The following is an 18,862-nucleotide window of genomic DNA, read 5'->3' on the forward strand; positions in this document are numbered from 1 at the left end:
TTCTAAGTGAGTGTTATGACCTTTTTAATCTGAAGTCCAAAGCCGTCGTATTTAACAATGATCCATTACTTTATCAGGGTTTTTTACATTTTGTCGAAAAGTCAGCATTTAATAAGTCTTTATTAAAAATAATAAACACATTTGTATTGCATTATTAATCTATAATGTATTCATGTTAAATTATTTACATAGAGTTTTGATTTAAATAAATTTGATAACTACTAAGTAAGTTGGATTTTTCTATAAGTAAGATCTTATCCAATTTCATTTAGATGACAGAAGTATTCCTAATATAATATTTAGGATTCTTAACATTTGATTCCTCTTCAATATTAAATTAAACATCAGTTGCCCCTTTTCGACTGAAACTATTTTACCTCCCCTTATTGTTTTCTATTAACTAAAAACCAATAAACCATGGAGTACTTTACTTTTTCTTCAGTCAATGAAACATTCTGTGCCAACAGAAAAAGTTTCTTAAAAATTTTATGTGATGTCCCAAAAATGGGAGTGATGTTATTCTTTTTATTTCTAGGAACTTTTTTTTCCTATGGTCAATTTGATGCTTGCGCTAACAATAATAATAGTGCTCCTCCATTCACAGTGGCACAAGCAAATGACCCATCCTACGGAGCTACATTGGAATTAGCAACTTCAATTATTGGGCCAGGAGATGATTTTTGTATTGGCAACGATCCTGGAAAGGATACGGAAAATGGATTCGGATCTTTTTTATTTACTGGGGTAAATACGAGTCAACCAGGATGTCCAACACAAGTTTGTTTTTCACCAAGACAAGGTTGTGGTGAAGCATTAGGAAATGTATGTGTTTGGATTGAAGATCCCGATAACCCTGGAGAATGGTTAGTTTTAGGAGAACCTAACACAACAGGAAACGAAATTTGTGTACTACTACCTCCCGGAGCAAATCAAGCTTCAATTACTATTAGCAGACCTGGTCAGGGCCCAGTTTCTGTAAATAACGTTATTGTAAGCAATCCTCCAGCCTTAACTATTGGACAGGATATAAATATTTGTGCCGAAAATCTTCCCATCAATGTAAATTTAACGAATTATGAACTACCAGGTCTAGAAGGAGGAGTTTGGAGTGATGCGGGAGTTACAATTGGAGATCCTACTTCGGTTCCGATTAATGGAACGGTAGGAACGGAGCTGACATTTACATATACATATGACTTTACTGGAGATGTTGGGTATGATTGTTTTGTCTCAGAAAATAAAAAAATTACGATTACTGAAAATTGCTGCCAGCCCCCTGTTATTAACTGTCCTAGCGATGTGACCATTGAATGTGGAACTTCGATAGATCCAACCGTTACAGGAAATCCCACCTCGACCGAAGGTTGCGGTACAGTTGCTTTTAGTTATAATGACATAGTAGTTCCTTCGGAGGTTTGCTCTAATACCACTACAATTACACGTACATGGACGGCTACTGATGAAGATAATAATATAGTCACTTGTAATCAAGTTATTACCATGTCTGATACCTTAGCGCCAACTTTTGATGCAGCACCTAGCGCTGTTTCAGATATCGCATGTGATGCAACATTACCGGTTCAGCAGACTTTAACTGCCAGCGATGATTGTTCCACACTCTTAGTAGTACCGAGTGTAGATCCATATACAGTAGATATCTGTGCAGGTTATGCCATTACATACCGATGGACAGCCACTGATAATTGTGGTAACAGCTCAGAGGTGTCAACAACATTTAATGTATTGCCTGATGGCGATGCACCAGTTTTTGATGCAGCACCTAGCGCTGTTTCAGATATCGCATGTGATGCAACATTACCGGTTCAGCAGACTTTAACTGCCAGCGATGATTGTTCCACACTCTTAGTAGTACCGAGTGTAGATCCATATACAGTAGATATTTGTGCAGGTTATGCCATTACATACCGATGGACAGCAACTGATAATTGTGGTAACAGCTCAGAGGTGTCAACAACCTTTAATGTGTTGCCTGATACTTTAGCGCCAACTTTTGATGCAGCACCTAGCGCTGTTTCAGATATCGCATGTGATGCAACATTACCGGTTCAGCAGACTTTAACTGCCAGCGATGATTGTTCCACACTCTTAGTAGTACCGAGTGTAGATCCATATACAGTAGATATCTGTGCAGGATATGCCATTACATACCGTTGGACAGCAACTGATAATTGTGGTAACAGCTCAGAGGTGTCAACAACATTTAATGTGTTGCCTGATACTTTAGCGCCAACTTTTGATGCAGCACCTAGCGCTGTTTCAGATATCGCATGTGATGCTACATTACCGGTTCAGCAGACTTTAACTGCCAGCGATGATTGTTCCACACTCTTAGTAGTACCTAGTGTAGATCCATATACAGTAGATATTTGTGCAGGTTATGCCATTACATACCGATGGACAGCGACTGATAATTGTGGTAACAGCTCAGAGGTGTCAACAACCTTTAATGTGTTGCCTGATACTTTAGCGCCAACTTTTGATGCAGCACCAAACGCTGTTTCAGATATCGCATGTGATGCAACATTACCGGTTCAGCAGACTTTAACTGCCAGCGATGATTGTTCCACACTTTCAGTCGTACCTAGTGTAGATCCATATACAGTAGATATTTGTGCAGGATATGCCATTACCTATAGATGGACAGCTACAGATAATTGTGGTAACAGCTCAGAGGTGTCAACAACCTTTAATGTGTTGCCTGATACCTTAGCGCCAACTTTTGATGCAGCACCTAGCGCTGTTTCAGATATCGCATGTGATGCTACATTACCAGTTCAGCAGACTTTAACTGCCAGCGATGATTGTTCCACACTCTTAGTAGTACCTAGTGTAGATCCATATACAGTAGATATTTGTGCAGGATATGCCATTACATACCGATGGACAGCGACTGATAATTGTGGTAACAGCTCAGAGGTGTCTACAACATTTAATGTATTGCCTGATGGCGATGCACCAGTTTTTGATGCAGCACCAGTAGCAATTGGAGATATCGCATGTGATGCAACATTACCGGTTCAGCAGACTTTAACTGCCAGCGATGATTGTTCCACACTCTTAGTAGTACCGAGTGTAGATCCATATACAGTAGATATCTGTGCAGGATATGCCATTACATACCGTTGGACAGCAACTGATAATTGTGGTAACAGCTCAGAGGTGTCAACAACATTTAATGTGTTGCCTGATACTTTAGCGCCAACTTTTGATGCAGCACCTAGCGCTGTTTCAGATATCGCATGTGATGCTACATTACCGGTTCAGCAGACTTTAACTGCCAGCGATGATTGTTCCACACTCTTAGTAGTACCTAGTGTAGATCCATATACAGTAGATATTTGTGCAGGTTATGCCATTACATACCGATGGACAGCGACTGATAATTGTGGTAACAGCTCAGAGGTGTCAACAACCTTTAATGTGTTGCCTGATACTTTAGCGCCAACTTTTGATGCAGCACCAAACGCTGTTTCAGATATCGCATGTGATGCAACATTACCGGTTCAGCAGACTTTAACTGCCAGCGATGATTGTTCCACACTTTCAGTCGTACCTAGTGTAGATCCATATACAGTAGATATTTGTGCAGGATATGCCATTACCTATAGATGGACAGCTACAGATAATTGTGGTAACAGCTCAGAGGTGTCAACAACCTTTAATGTGTTGCCTGATACCTTAGCGCCAACTTTTGATGCAGCACCTAGCGCTGTTTCAGATATCGCATGTGATGCTACATTACCAGTTCAGCAGACTTTAACTGCCAGCGATGATTGTTCCACACTCTTAGTAGTACCTAGTGTAGATCCATATACAGTAGATATTTGTGCAGGATATGCCATTACATACCGATGGACAGCGACTGATAATTGTGGTAACAGCTCAGAGGTGTCAACAACCTTTAATGTGTTGCCTGATACCTTAGCGCCAACTTTTGATGCAGCACCTAGCGCTGTTTCAGATATCGCATGTGATGCTACATTACCAGTTCAGCAGACTTTAACTGCCAGCGATGATTGTTCCACACTCTTAGTAGTACCTAGTGTAGATCCATATACAGTAGATATTTGTGCAGGATATGCCATTACATACCGATGGACAGCGACTGATAATTGTGGTAACAGCTCAGAGGTGTCAACAACCTTTAATGTATTGCCTGATGGCGATGCACCAGTTTTTGATGCAGCACCAGTAGCAATTGGAGATATCGCATGTGATGCAACATTACCGGTTCAGCAGACTTTAACTGCCAGCGATGATTGTTCCACACTCTTAGTAGTACCTAGTGTAGATCCATATACAGTAGATATCTGTGCAGGCTATGCCATTACATACCGATGGACAGCAACTGATAATTGTGGTAATAGCTCAGAGGTGTCAACAACATTTAATGTGTTACCAGATACCTTAGCGCCAACTTTTGATGCAGCACCTAGCGCTGTTTCAGATATCGCATGTGATGCAACATTACCGGTTCAGCAGACTTTAACTGCCAGCGATGATTGTTCCACACTCTTAGTAGTACCGAGTGTAGATCCATATACAGTAGATATCTGTGCAGGCTATGCCATTACATACCGATGGACAGCCACTGATAATTGTGGTAACAGCTCAGAGGTGTCAACAACATTTAATGTGTTGCCAGATGGCGATGCACCAGTTTTTGATGCAGCACCTAGCGCTGTTTCAGATATCGCATGTGATGCAACATTACCGGTTCAGCAGACTTTAACTGCCAGCGATGATTGTTCCACACTCTTAGTAGTACCTAGTGTAGATCCATATACAGTAGATATCTGTGCAGGATATGCCATTACATACCGTTGGACAGCAACGGATAATTGTGGTAACAGCTCAGAGGTGTCAACAACCTTTAATGTATTGCCTGATGGCGATGCACCAGTTTTTGATGCAGCACCTAGCGCTGTTTCAGATATCGCATGTGATGCAACATTACCGGTTCAGCAGACTTTAACTGCCAGCGATGATTGTTCCACACTCTCAGTAGTACCTAGTGTAGATCCATATACAGTAGATATCTGTGCAGGATATGCCGTTACATACCGATGGACAGCAACTGATAATTGTGGTAACAGCTCAGAGGTGTCAACAACCTTTAATGTGTTGCCTGATACTTTAGCGCCAACTTTTGATGCAGCACCTAGCGCTGTTTCAGATATCGCATGTGATGCAACATTACCGGTTCAGCAGACTTTAACTGCCAGCGATGATTGTTCCACACTCTTAGTAGTACCGAGTGTAGATCCATATACAGTAGATATTTGTGCAGGTTATGCCATTACATACCGATGGACAGCAACTGATAATTGTGGTAACAGCTCAGAGGTGTCAACAACATTTAATGTGTTGCCAGATGGCGATGCACCAGTTTTTGATGCAGCACCTAGCGCTGTTTCAGATATCGCATGTGATGCAACATTACCGGTTCAGCAGACTTTAACTGCCAGCGATGATTGTTCCACACTCTTAGTAGTACCTAGTGTAGATCCATATACAGTAGATATCTGTGCAGGATATGCCATTACATACCGTTGGACAGCAACGGATAATTGTGGTAACAGCTCAGAGGTGTCAACAACCTTTAATGTATTGCCTGATGGCGATGCACCAGTTTTTGATGCAGCACCTAGCGCTGTTTCAGATATCGCATGTGATGCAACATTACCGGTTCAGCAGACTTTAACTGCCAGCGATGATTGTTCCACACTCTTAGTAGTACCGAGTGTAGATCCATATACAGTAGATATCTGTGCAGGATATGCCATTACATACCGTTGGACAGCAACTGATAATTGTGGTAACAGCTCAGAGGTGTCAACAACATTTAATGTGTTGCCTGATACTTTAGCGCCAACTTTTGATGCAGCACCTAGCGCTGTTTCAGATATCGCATGTGATGCTACATTACCGGTTCAGCAGACTTTAACTGCCAGCGATGATTGTTCCACACTCTTAGTAGTACCTAGTGTAGATCCATATACAGTAGATATTTGTGCAGGTTATGCCATTACATACCGATGGACAGCGACTGATAATTGTGGTAACAGCTCAGAGGTGTCAACAACCTTTAATGTGTTGCCTGATACTTTAGCGCCAACTTTTGATGCAGCACCAAACGCTGTTTCAGATATCGCATGTGATGCAACATTACCGGTTCAGCAGACTTTAACTGCCAGCGATGATTGTTCCACACTTTCAGTCGTACCTAGTGTAGATCCATATACAGTAGATATTTGTGCAGGATATGCCATTACCTATAGATGGACAGCTACAGATAATTGTGGTAACAGCTCAGAGGTGTCAACAACCTTTAATGTGTTGCCTGATACCTTAGCGCCAACTTTTGATGCAGCACCTAGCGCTGTTTCAGATATCGCATGTGATGCTACATTACCAGTTCAGCAGACTTTAACTGCCAGCGATGATTGTTCCACACTCTTAGTAGTACCTAGTGTAGATCCATATACAGTAGATATTTGTGCAGGATATGCCATTACATACCGATGGACAGCGACTGATAATTGTGGTAACAGCTCAGAGGTGTCTACAACATTTAATGTATTGCCTGATGGCGATGCACCAGTTTTTGATGCAGCACCAGTAGCAATTGGAGATATCGCATGTGATGCAACATTACCGGTTCAGCAGACTTTAACTGCCAGCGATGATTGTTCCACACTCTTAGTAGTACCTAGTGTAGATCCATATACAGTAGATATTTGTGCAGGATATGCCATTACATACCGATGGACAGCGACTGATAATTGTGGTAACAGCTCAGAGGTGTCTACAACATTTAATGTATTGCCTGATGGCGATGCACCAGTTTTTGATGCAGCACCAGTAGCAATTGGAGATATCGCATGTGATGCAACATTACCGGTTCAGCAGACTTTAACTGCCAGCGATGATTGTTCCACACTCTTAGTAGTACCTAGTGTAGATCCATATACAGTAGATATTTGTGCAGGTTATGCCATTACATACCGATGGACAGCGACTGATAATTGTGGTAACAGCTCAGAGGTGTCAACAACCTTTAATGTGTTGCCTGATACCTTAGCGCCAACTTTTGATGCAGCACCTAGCGCTGTTTCAGATATCGCATGTGATGCTACATTACCAGTTCAGCAGACTTTAACTGCCAGCGATGATTGTTCCACACTCTTAGTAGTACCTAGTGTAGATCCATATACAGTAGATATTTGTGCAGGATATGCCATTACATACCGATGGACAGCGACTGATAATTGTGGTAACAGCTCAGAGGTGTCAACAACCTTTAATGTATTGCCTGATGGCGATGCACCAGTTTTTGATGCAGCACCAGTAGCAATTGGAGATATCGCATGTGATGCAACATTACCGGTTCAGCAGACTTTAACTGCCAGCGATGATTGTTCCACACTCTTAGTAGTACCTAGTGTAGATCCATATACAGTAGATATCTGTGCAGGATATGCCATTACATACCGTTGGACAGCAACGGATAATTGTGGTAACAGCTCAGAGGTGTCAACAACCTTTAATGTATTGCCTGATGGCGATGCACCAGTTTTTGATGCAGCACCTAGCGCTGTTTCAGATATCGCATGTGATGCAACATTACCGGTTCAGCAGACTTTAACTGCCAGCGATGATTGTTCCACACTCTTAGTAGTACCGAGTGTAGATCCATATACAGTAGATATTTGTGCAGGTTATGCCATTACATACCGATGGACAGCAACTGATAATTGTGGTAACAGCTCAGAGGTGTCAACAACCTTTAATGTGTTGCCTGATACTTTAGCGCCAACTTTTGATGCAGCACCTAGCGCTGTTTCAGATATCGCATGTGATGCAACATTACCGGTTCAGCAGACTTTAACTGCCAGCGATGATTGTTCCACACTCTCAGTAGTACCTAGTGTAGATCCATATACAGTAGATATCTGTGCAGGTTATGCCATTACATACCGATGGACAGCCACTGATAATTGTGGTAACAGCTCAGAGGTGTCAACAACATTTAATGTGTTACCAGATACCTTAGCGCCAACTTTTGATGCAGCACCTAGCGCTGTTTCAGATATCGCATGTGATGCAACATTACCGGTTCAGCAGACTTTAACTGCCAGCGATGATTGTTCCACACTCTTAGTAGTACCGAGTGTAGATCCATATACAGTAGATATCTGTGCAGGATATGCCATTACATACCGTTGGACAGCAACGGATAATTGTGGTAATAGCTCAGAGGTGTCAACAACATTTAATGTGTTGCCTGATACTTTAGCGCCAAGTTTTGATGCAGCACCTAGCGCTGTTTCAGATATAGCATGTGATGCAACATTACCGGTTCAGCAGACTTTAACTGCCAGCGATGATTGTTCCACACTCCTAGTAGTACCGAGTGTAGATCCATATACAGTAGATATCTGTGCAGGTTATGCCGTTACATACCGATGGACAGCAACGGATAATTGTGGTAATAGCTCAGAGGTGTCAACAACATTTAATGTATTGCCAGATACCTTAGCGCCAACTTTTGATGCAGCACCTAGCGCTGTTTCAGATATAGCATGTGATGCAACATTACCGGTTCAGCAGACTTTAACTGCCAGCGATGATTGTTCCACACTCCTAGTAGTACCGAGTGTTGATCCATATACAGTAGATATCTGTGCAGGTTATGCCATTACATACCGATGGACAGCCACTGATAATTGTGGTAACAGCTCAGAGGTGTCAACAACATTTAATGTGTTACCAGATACCTTAGCGCCAACTTTTGATGCAGCACCTAGCGCTGTTTCAGATATCGCATGTGATGCAACATTACCGGTTCAGCAGACTTTAACTGCCAGCGATGATTGTTCCACACTCTTAGTAGTACCGAGTGTAGATCCATATACAGTAGATATCTGTGCAGGTTATGCCATTACATACCGATGGACAGCCACTGATAATTGTGGTAACAGCTCAGAGGTGTCAACAACATTTAATGTATTGCCTGATGGCGATGCACCAGTTTTTGATGCAGCACCTAGCGCTGTTTCAGATATCGCATGTGATGCAACATTACCGGTTCAGCAGACTTTAACTGCCAGCGATGATTGTTCCACACTCTTAGTAGTACCGAGTGTAGATCCATATACAGTAGATATCTGTGCAGGCTATGCCATTACATACCGATGGACAGCAACTGATAATTGTGGTAATAGCTCAGAGGTGTCAACAACATTTAATGTGTTACCAGATACCTTAGCGCCAACTTTTGATGCAGCACCTAGCGCTGTTTCAGATATCGCATGTGATGCAACATTACCGGTTCAGCAGACTTTAACTGCCAGCGATGATTGTTCCACACTCTTAGTAGTACCGAGTGTAGATCCATATACAGTAGATATCTGTGCAGGCTATGCCATTACATACCGATGGACAGCCACTGATAATTGTGGTAACAGCTCAGAGGTGTCAACAACATTTAATGTGTTGCCAGATGGCGATGCACCAGTTTTTGATGCAGCACCTAGCGCTGTTTCAGATATCGCATGTGATGCAACATTACCGGTTCAGCAGACTTTAACTGCCAGCGATGATTGTTCCACACTCTTAGTAGTACCTAGTGTAGATCCATATACAGTAGATATCTGTGCAGGATATGCCATTACATACCGTTGGACAGCAACGGATAATTGTGGTAACAGCTCAGAGGTGTCAACAACCTTTAATGTATTGCCTGATGGCGATGCACCAGTTTTTGATGCAGCACCTAGCGCTGTTTCAGATATCGCATGTGATGCAACATTACCGGTTCAGCAGACTTTAACTGCCAGCGATGATTGTTCCACACTCTTAGTAGTACCTAGTGTAGATCCATATACAGTAGATATCTGTGCAGGATATGCCATTACATACCGTTGGACAGCAACGGATAATTGTGGTAACAGCTCAGAGGTGTCAACAACCTTTAATGTATTGCCTGATGGCGATGCACCAGTTTTTGATGCAGCACCTAGCGCTGTTTCAGATATCGCATGTGATGCAACATTACCGGTTCAGCAGACTTTAACTGCCAGCGATGATTGTTCCACACTCTTAGTAGTACCGAGTGTAGATCCATATACAGTAGATATTTGTGCAGGTTATGCCATTACATACCGATGGACAGCAACTGATAATTGTGGTAACAGCTCAGAGGTGTCAACAACCTTTAATGTGTTGCCTGATACTTTAGCGCCAACTTTTGATGCAGCACCTAGCGCTGTTTCAGATATCGCATGTGATGCAACATTACCGGTTCAGCAGACTTTAACTGCCAGCGATGATTGTTCCACACTCTTAGTAGTACCGAGTGTAGATCCATATACAGTAGATATCTGTGCAGGATATGCCATTACATACCGTTGGACAGCAACGGATAATTGTGGTAATAGCTCAGAGGTGTCAACAACATTTAATGTGTTACCAGATACCTTAGCGCCAACTTTTGATGCAGCACCTAGCGCTGTTTCAGATATCGCATGTGATGCAACATTACCGGTTCAGCAGACTTTAACTGCCAGCGATGATTGTTCCACACTCTTAGTAGTACCGAGTGTAGATCCATATACAGTAGATATTTGTGCAGGTTATGCCATTACATACCGATGGACAGCCACTGATAATTGTGGTAATAGCTCAGAGGTGTCAACAACATTTAATGTGTTACCAGATACCTTAGCGCCAACTTTTGATGCAGCACCTAGCGCTGTTTCAGATATCGCATGTGATGCAACATTACCGGTTCAGCAGACTTTAACTGCCAGCGATGATTGTTCCACACTCTTAGTAGTACCGAGTGTAGATCCATATACAGTAGATATTTGTGCAGGTTATGCCATTACATACCGATGGACAGCCACTGATAATTGTGGTAATAGCTCAGAGGTGTCAACAACATTTAATGTGTTGCCTGATACTTTAGCGCCAAGTTTTGATGCAGCACCTAGCGCTGTTTCAGATATCGCATGTGATGCAACATTACCGGTTCAGCAGACTTTAACTGCCAGCGATGATTGTTCCACACTCCTAGTAGTACCGAGTGTTGATCCATATACAGTAGATATCTGTGCAGGATATGCCGTTACATACCGATGGACAGCAACGGATAATTGTGGTAATAGCTCAGAGGTGTCAACAACATTTAATGTGTTGCCTGATACTTTAGCGCCAAGTTTTGATGCAGCACCTAGCGCTGTTTCAGATATAGCATGTGATGCAACATTACCGGTTCAGCAGACTTTAACTGCCAGCGATGATTGTTCCACACTCCTAGTAGTACCGAGTGTAGATCCATATACAGTAGATATCTGTGCAGGTTATGCCGTTACATACCGATGGACAGCAACGGATAATTGTGGTAATAGCTCAGAGGTGTCAACAACATTTAATGTATTGCCAGATACCTTAGCGCCAACTTTTGATGCAGCACCTAGCGCTGTTTCAGATATAGCATGTGATGCAACATTACCGGTTCAGCAGACTTTAACTGCCAGCGATGATTGTTCCACACTCCTAGTAGTACCGAGTGTTGATCCATATACAGTAGATATCTGTGCAGGTTATGCCATTACATACCGATGGACAGCCACTGATAATTGTGGTAACAGCTCAGAGGTGTCAACAACATTTAATGTGTTACCAGATACCTTAGCGCCAACTTTTGATGCAGCACCTAGCGCTGTTTCAGATATCGCATGTGATGCAACATTACCGGTTCAGCAGACTTTAACTGCCAGCGATGATTGTTCCACACTCTTAGTAGTACCGAGTGTAGATCCATATACAGTAGATATCTGTGCAGGATATGCCATTACATACCGTTGGACAGCAACGGATAATTGTGGTAATAGCTCAGAGGTGTCAACAACATTTAATGTGTTGCCTGATACTTTAGCGCCAAGTTTTGATGCAGCACCTAGCGCTGTTTCAGATATAGCATGTGATGCAACATTACCGGTTCAGCAGACTTTAACTGCCAGCGATGATTGTTCCACACTCCTAGTAGTACCGAGTGTAGATCCATATACAGTAGATATCTGTGCAGGTTATGCCGTTACATACCGATGGACAGCAACGGATAATTGTGGTAATAGCTCAGAGGTGTCAACAACATTTAATGTATTGCCAGATACCTTAGCGCCAACTTTTGATGCAGCACCTAGCGCTGTTTCAGATATAGCATGTGATGCAACATTACCGGTTCAGCAGACTTTAACTGCCAGCGATGATTGTTCCACACTCCTAGTAGTACCGAGTGTTGATCCATATACAGTAGATATCTGTGCAGGTTATGCCATTACATACCGATGGACAGCCACTGATAATTGTGGTAACAGCTCAGAGGTGTCAACAACATTTAATGTGTTACCAGATACCTTAGCGCCAACTTTTGATGCAGCACCTAGCGCTGTTTCAGATATCGCATGTGATGCAACATTACCGGTTCAGCAGACTTTAACTGCCAGCGATGATTGTTCCACACTCTTAGTAGTACCGAGTGTAGATCCATATACAGTAGATATCTGTGCAGGTTATGCCATTACATACCGATGGACAGCCACTGATAATTGTGGTAACAGCTCAGAGGTGTCAACAACATTTAATGTATTGCCTGATGGCGATGCACCAGTTTTTGATGCAGCACCTAGCGCTGTTTCAGATATCGCATGTGATGCAACATTACCGGTTCAGCAGACTTTAACTGCCAGCGATGATTGTTCCACACTCTTAGTAGTACCGAGTGTTGATCCATATACAGTAGATATCTGTGCAGGTTATGCCGTTACATACCGATGGACAGCCACTGATAATTGTGGTAACAGCTCAGAGGTGTCAACAACATTTAATGTGTTACCAGATACCTTAGCGCCAAGTTTTGATGCAGCACCTAGCGCTGTTTCAGATATCGCATGTGATGCAACATTACCGGTTCAGCAGACTTTAACTGCCAGCGATGATTGTTCCACACTCCTAGTAGTACCGAGTGTTGATCCATATACAGTAGATATCTGTGCAGGATATGCCGTTACATACCGATGGACAGCAACGGATAATTGTGGTAATAGCTCAGAGGTGTCAACAACATTTAATGTGTTGCCTGATACTTTAGCGCCAAGTTTTGATGCAGCACCTAGCGCTGTTTCAGATATCGCATGTGATGCAACATTACCGGTTCAGCAGACTTTAACTGCCAGCGATGATTGTTCCACACTCCTAGTAGTACCGAGTGTTGATCCATATACAGTAGATATCTGTGCAGGATATGCCGTTACATACCGATGGACAGCAACGGATAATTGTGGTAATAGCTCAGAGGTGTCAACAACATTTAATGTGTTGCCTGATACTTTAGCGCCAAGTTTTGATGCAGCACCTAGCGCTGTTTCAGATATCGCATGTGATGCAACATTACCGGTTCAGCAGACTTTAACTGCCAGCGATGATTGTTCCACACTCTTAGTAGTACCGAGTGTAGATCCATATACAGTAGATATCTGTGCAGGTTATGCCATTACATACCGATGGACAGCCACTGATAATTGTGGTAACAGCTCAGAGGTGTCAACAACATTTAATGTATTGCCTGATGGCGATGCACCAGTTTTTGATGCAGCACCTAGCGCTGTTTCAGATATCGCATGTGATGCAACATTACCGGTTCAGCAGACTTTAACTGCCAGCGATGATTGTTCCACACTCTTAGTAGTACCGAGTGTTGATCCATATACAGTAGATATCTGTGCAGGTTATGCCGTTACATACCGATGGACAGCCACTGATAATTGTGGTAATAGCTCAGAGGTGTCAACAACCTTTAATGTGTTGCCTGATAAAGAGAAACCAGTATTAATTGGTGTACCTGCTGATATAGTATTATGTGATAACGAAGAGCTTACCTTTTCACTTCCTAATGCGCCTTATGCGAGAGATAATCATGCAGGTGTGGTTACCGTAAATTATGTACGTTCAGATGGACTCGCTTTAGATGCGCCTTACACTGTTGGTATAACGACTATTACTTTTACTGCAACAGATACATGTGAAAATTGGGCTAGCGAAAGTTGTAAGGTTACTGTTAATGAAAGTCCGTCTTGTAATATTACAAGACCAAGCGATATCGTTTCTGGCACCAATTATAATAATAACAATCTGGTTGTTTACCCAAGTTATGATTCAGGCTTTGGTATTGGAGGTTTCACTTATAGTTGGAGTATTGATCAAACAGGTATCGACAACGGCTGGAGTGTGAATGAAGGAGGTGATGCAGAAACTATGAACTTTATAGCAGGTACTGGTCCAGCTGCGTTTACTGCTACCGTTACTGATGCAAATGGTTGTTCAACCATTTGTTCCATTAATCTTGATTCCCTTGTAGTTGACGGTGAATTCTGTACGTTCACTCAAGGGTATTATGGTAATGCCGGTGGTATCCAATTTGGTATGACCACATTAGATATTATCCAAGCAGCATTGAGTAAAGACATTGATGGCGACGGTATTGCAGATCCTTTAGTAGTAGGTGTGCCTGGTAGATCAATTTCCTTTGATCTTGCAGCCGCACAATGTATTATAGACCGATTACCAGGGAATGGACGACCTGTTGCACTTCCTGATAATTTAGGTAATCATGTAGTCGATGCAGCAACTTGCAGTGTAGGCAGCATTCCTTTAGGTAGCGGTAGTAGGATCAAAAATAACTTCTTGACACAGACCATTACCTTGATGTTAAACACCAGATATGATCCAACACTACTGTTTTTGAAACTAGGAGATATTGACTGTGTATCTTTTCCTAATGCTCTCTTTAGAAAACTAGGTGCTAATGCAACTATATATGATTTGATTATTTGCGCTAATGAAGTATTGGGAGGAGAAGATGGATGCGGATTAAAACCTGGCCAGCTCACCGATGTTATTGGCCAGATTAATGATCGCTTTGATGAATGTCAAAGTATAGGTTCTGGTTGCCCTATTGCCTCACGGAATGAAGTATTAGCTGATAAAGAAGAGGCATTCAAGCCAATCGAGATGAGTGCATATCCTGTTCCGTTTAATACTGAACTAAACTTAAGTATCAATATTTCTTACGCATCAAAAGTTAAAGTAGAGCTTTTTGATCTTCAAGGAAGATTGATTATAAGCGTAAATGATAAAGCAGTAGTAAGTGGTAACAATGTGGTTCAATTAAGATTCGATGACAGAAGATTACCTGAAGGATTATTTATGGTAAAAGTGAGTACTAACAAAGAGGTACTAATGAAGAAAGTATTCTCCAAAAATAATTAATAACCACCAAATTATTTATTAACTAAAGCGCCCTATGGGCGCTTTTTTTACTTCCTTTTGATAACTTAAATAAGACCTATGGGAGTTTCTGTAAAGCGAGTTTAATTTGTAGTGCCTTAAGAAAGAAACTGTTTACAGAGATATAAAATCTTTTTTTCTTTAAGAAGTGTAAGCTTTTTTAGATCTAAAATCCTGGAAAGCCATATCGATCATATCAAGGATAAAACTTTTGTTGTTTCATTTTGTTAGTTAACAAACAAAGCACTAACAAAAGCAACTAAAGTATGACACCTTATTTACACCTCTAAGGCTTCAATCCTAATGATTACAGAAATAATTACTTTCTGTATTGGGAAGTAAACCCAAAAAAGTACCTCAACCTATCTTTTTTAAACCCTAGTTCTAAAATAAGCAGGCCTGCTGTTATACCTATTCAAGAAAAGAATGATCCTGCTACCAATAGAAATTCTAACATCAAAATCAAAGAAGTGCTCTCCCCTATTTCTATAAGAGCCCTAATATATATCAAGCGTTTCAAGAACTCTTGACCAACAAAGGGAAGCATAAAAACACCTACATTGTTCAGTTCCATTTCTCATAGGAACTAAAAAATCACCATTAGCTACAAGGAGAATGTAATATAAAAAAGGAATGGCCTTCAAAATACGGGAAACCGTACCGCTTCTATAAATAGAACCATTATTTTTGACTTAGAAAAGGATAAAGGCTTTCAAGTAATAATTACTATTTAACAATGTTTCAAAAAGTATTGATATCAGATGACTTTGGCAGTATTAATCAAGGCGTGCTAAACGTGTTAGAGCAATTAGGTATTCCAGATGTTCAACAAGTGCAATACTGTGATGATGCCTATTTACAAATAAAGAGTGCTCTAAAGAATAAGGATCCTTTTGACCTATTCATTACTGATCTCAATTTTAAAATAGATCATCGGGAACAAAAGTACTCCTCTGGGGAAGCTATTATTGAGCAATTAAAAAAAGAAGTGCCGCAGCTTAAAATCATCGTTTACTCTGTAGAAGATCGATTGCAAAAAGTCAGACAGCTGGTCAATCAACTCGAAATAAGTGCTTACGTATGCAAAGGTAGAAACGGACTAGTTGAGTTATCAAAAGCCATTACGGCTGTTGATGACGACCACTTATTTTTATCTCCTCAAATTGAACAGGCGCTACAACCTAAAAACGATCTGGAAATAGATGATTACGACATAGAGCTTCTAAAATATTTGGCCTTAGGTCATCCTAAAGAAACGATCAGTGCACTTTTTAAAAATACGGGTGTTTCACCTAGTAGTTTGAGCTCTATAGAAAAAAGGCAAAGCAAATTATTTATTCAATTTAGTGCCAATAACGCAGCGCATCTAATCGGTATAGTTAAAGACCTTGGACTCATTTAATTAGACCAATTGAGGAAACCCGTAAGTTTTTTTTAAAATCGCTTCTTATGTTTGTATCATAAATTAGCCGCAAGGCTATTTCCTTAGGGGGAGACGAAGCACATACTGTTACAGTGTGTGCTTTTGTGTTTTTATAGGTTTCGCTTTCGCGAAAGCGAAATAAAATCAAATTAAGTCAATAACATGATACCTCAGCATTATAAAAAGGTTTTAAGTTAAAACCACTTCCCCAACAGATTTTAGTGGTCATCAACATGAACTTGATTTGCTGGCAATAAGGTGTTTTTAGGATGGCGGCCTTGTTGCCAACTGCTCAAATTTTCGACAGTGGTTTGTGCAATATTTGCCAGTGCCTCTTTTGTAGCAAACGCCTGATGCGGTGTGAGAAGAATACGATCCTGGGTAAGCATTTTATCCAGGGTTGCATCATGAGGCTTATTTTTTGACCTGTCGTAAAAGAACACACCACTTTCTTTATCGTACACATCTGTCGCATAACCGCTGATGCGGTTTTTATCCACATATTCCAGCACATCTTGGGTATGTACAACGGCACCTCTTGCTACATTAATCAATAAAGTTTCTTTCTGCATCAAATCGAGTTTTGACTTATCGATAAGATGAAACGTATCTGAAGTTAACGGAACACTTAAAATAATGACAACGCATTGTTCGATCAAGTTGTCCAAGTGAGTATAGGATACATAAAACCGTTTTTTAAGTTCCTCTTTTTCAAAAGGATCTACGGCCATAATACGACAACCGAATCCGTTTAAAATTTGTACAATAACACTTCCTATTTTCCCTGTTCCTATAACGCCTACTGTTTTATCTTTAAGATCAAATCCAATAAGCTTATCAAGGGTGAAGTTGTAATTTTGGGTTTGTTTTCGTGCAAGCGTCACCTTCCTATTTAAGGCTAACAAGAGCGTTATGGCTTGCTCTGCAACAGCATGTGGAGAGTAACCAGGTGAATTTGCTACTTTAATATCCAATCGTTTTGCGACTTTAAGATTGATATTATCGTGCCCCGCTGAGCGCAGCGTTATGTATTTCACCCCAAAATCCTTGAGCTTTTCCAGTACAATCCCACTGGCATCATCTGCAGAGAAAATAGAAATTGCTTCAAATCCTAGGGCCATCATGGCGGTGTTTGTGGTCAGCCTATCTGTGATGTATTTAAAAGTGTGTACGTCCTTATTTGCTTCCTCTAAAAAGGGGATTTCAAAATCTTTTGCAGAGTAGATAAGTGTTTTCATAATTAAAATTTAGAGCTACTGATTAACAGATTTTGTTCTTCAAGAGTCCATAAGAGCATTTTTATATATTCTTTAATGGCTTTTTTGTCAGAGTCTAATTTGGTCACATCTATCGATGCGCGCCATATCACTTGTCGCTCTTTCTCTGGGCAGATACAGTAAAGAACACTTTGCGCATGATATACCACATATTTCTCTATTTGATCTTCTTGGGTGTATAAGTCTTGGCTGGAATAATAATCACTTCCAAAATCCTCAAAGCTCCTGCTGAGGTTGCGATAGCTTTGTACTAGAGTTACCTTGTCTTCAGCACCTAGGACTTTAGAAACTAATATAGCATCATAACCCTCTAAAAGCAATTGAGTTTCCAGAGCTTCCAAATCTTCTTCTGTATAGGGTCTATCAGCTTCATAATCCATAAAAAAGGCATCGCTATTCAATGCATTGACACCTTTAGCTATAAGTTCATTCACGAGCCTTTTTTCAAAAACACTCCTGTTTTCCTTATCATTATATAACGCAAGCACCAGTACTTTCTGTGCTTGAAAGGAGTCTATCTCTGGATTTTTCCAGTTTTCTACTAACTCTGAATCTGAGCAACTAAACAATACAAAGCAAGACAGGACTGCAACATATAGGAATTGGTTTTTCATTATAAAAAAGTTTATTTATAAAATTTTGAGGGCTCCTCTGGGTATAGATGAATTCACAATTGGTTTCAATTTCTAGAATACAGCGCTTAAAAATAAAAAAGGAGACAAGTCCCTACTCCCCTATAAAATAGGAACTGTCTCCTAACGCATCCAATTGGATGGTTTTATTGTAA

4 protein-coding genes are annotated in these 18,862 nt (G+C 41.0%); 2 read left to right on the forward strand and 2 right to left on the reverse strand.

What is annotated here, in order from left to right:
• The first annotated feature begins 417 nt into the window (after positions 1–417).
• Both CW736_RS13060 and CW736_RS13065 read left to right on the forward strand, forming a co-directional pair.
• Positions 418–15,357, forward strand: coding sequence for a T9SS type A sorting domain-containing protein (locus CW736_RS13060; protein WP_101014794.1), 14,940 nt, complete (start codon positions 418–420; stop codon positions 15,355–15,357).
• A 754-nt stretch (positions 15,358–16,111) separates the two neighbouring features.
• Positions 16,112–16,777, forward strand: coding sequence for a DUF5932 domain-containing protein (locus CW736_RS13065; protein WP_101014795.1), 666 nt, complete (start codon positions 16,112–16,114; stop codon positions 16,775–16,777).
• Between the two features lie 239 nt (positions 16,778–17,016).
• Here the strand turns inward: CW736_RS13065 and CW736_RS13070 are convergent, their stop codons facing one another.
• Complete coding sequence (locus CW736_RS13070) at positions 17,017–18,036, reverse strand: NAD(P)-dependent oxidoreductase (RefSeq protein WP_101014796.1); 1,020 nt, start codon at positions 18,034–18,036, stop codon at positions 17,017–17,019.
• 2 nt (positions 18,037–18,038) lie between these two features.
• Positions 18,039–18,689 (reverse strand): hypothetical protein, encoded by a 651-nt coding sequence (locus CW736_RS13075; protein WP_101014797.1) that lies wholly within the window; start codon positions 18,687–18,689, stop codon positions 18,039–18,041.
• Positions 18,690–18,862: the final 173 nt, after the last annotated feature.

Origin of the sequence: Nonlabens sp. MB-3u-79, assembly GCF_002831625.1 — a bacterium.
GTDB lineage: Bacteria > Bacteroidota > Bacteroidia > Flavobacteriales > Flavobacteriaceae > Nonlabens.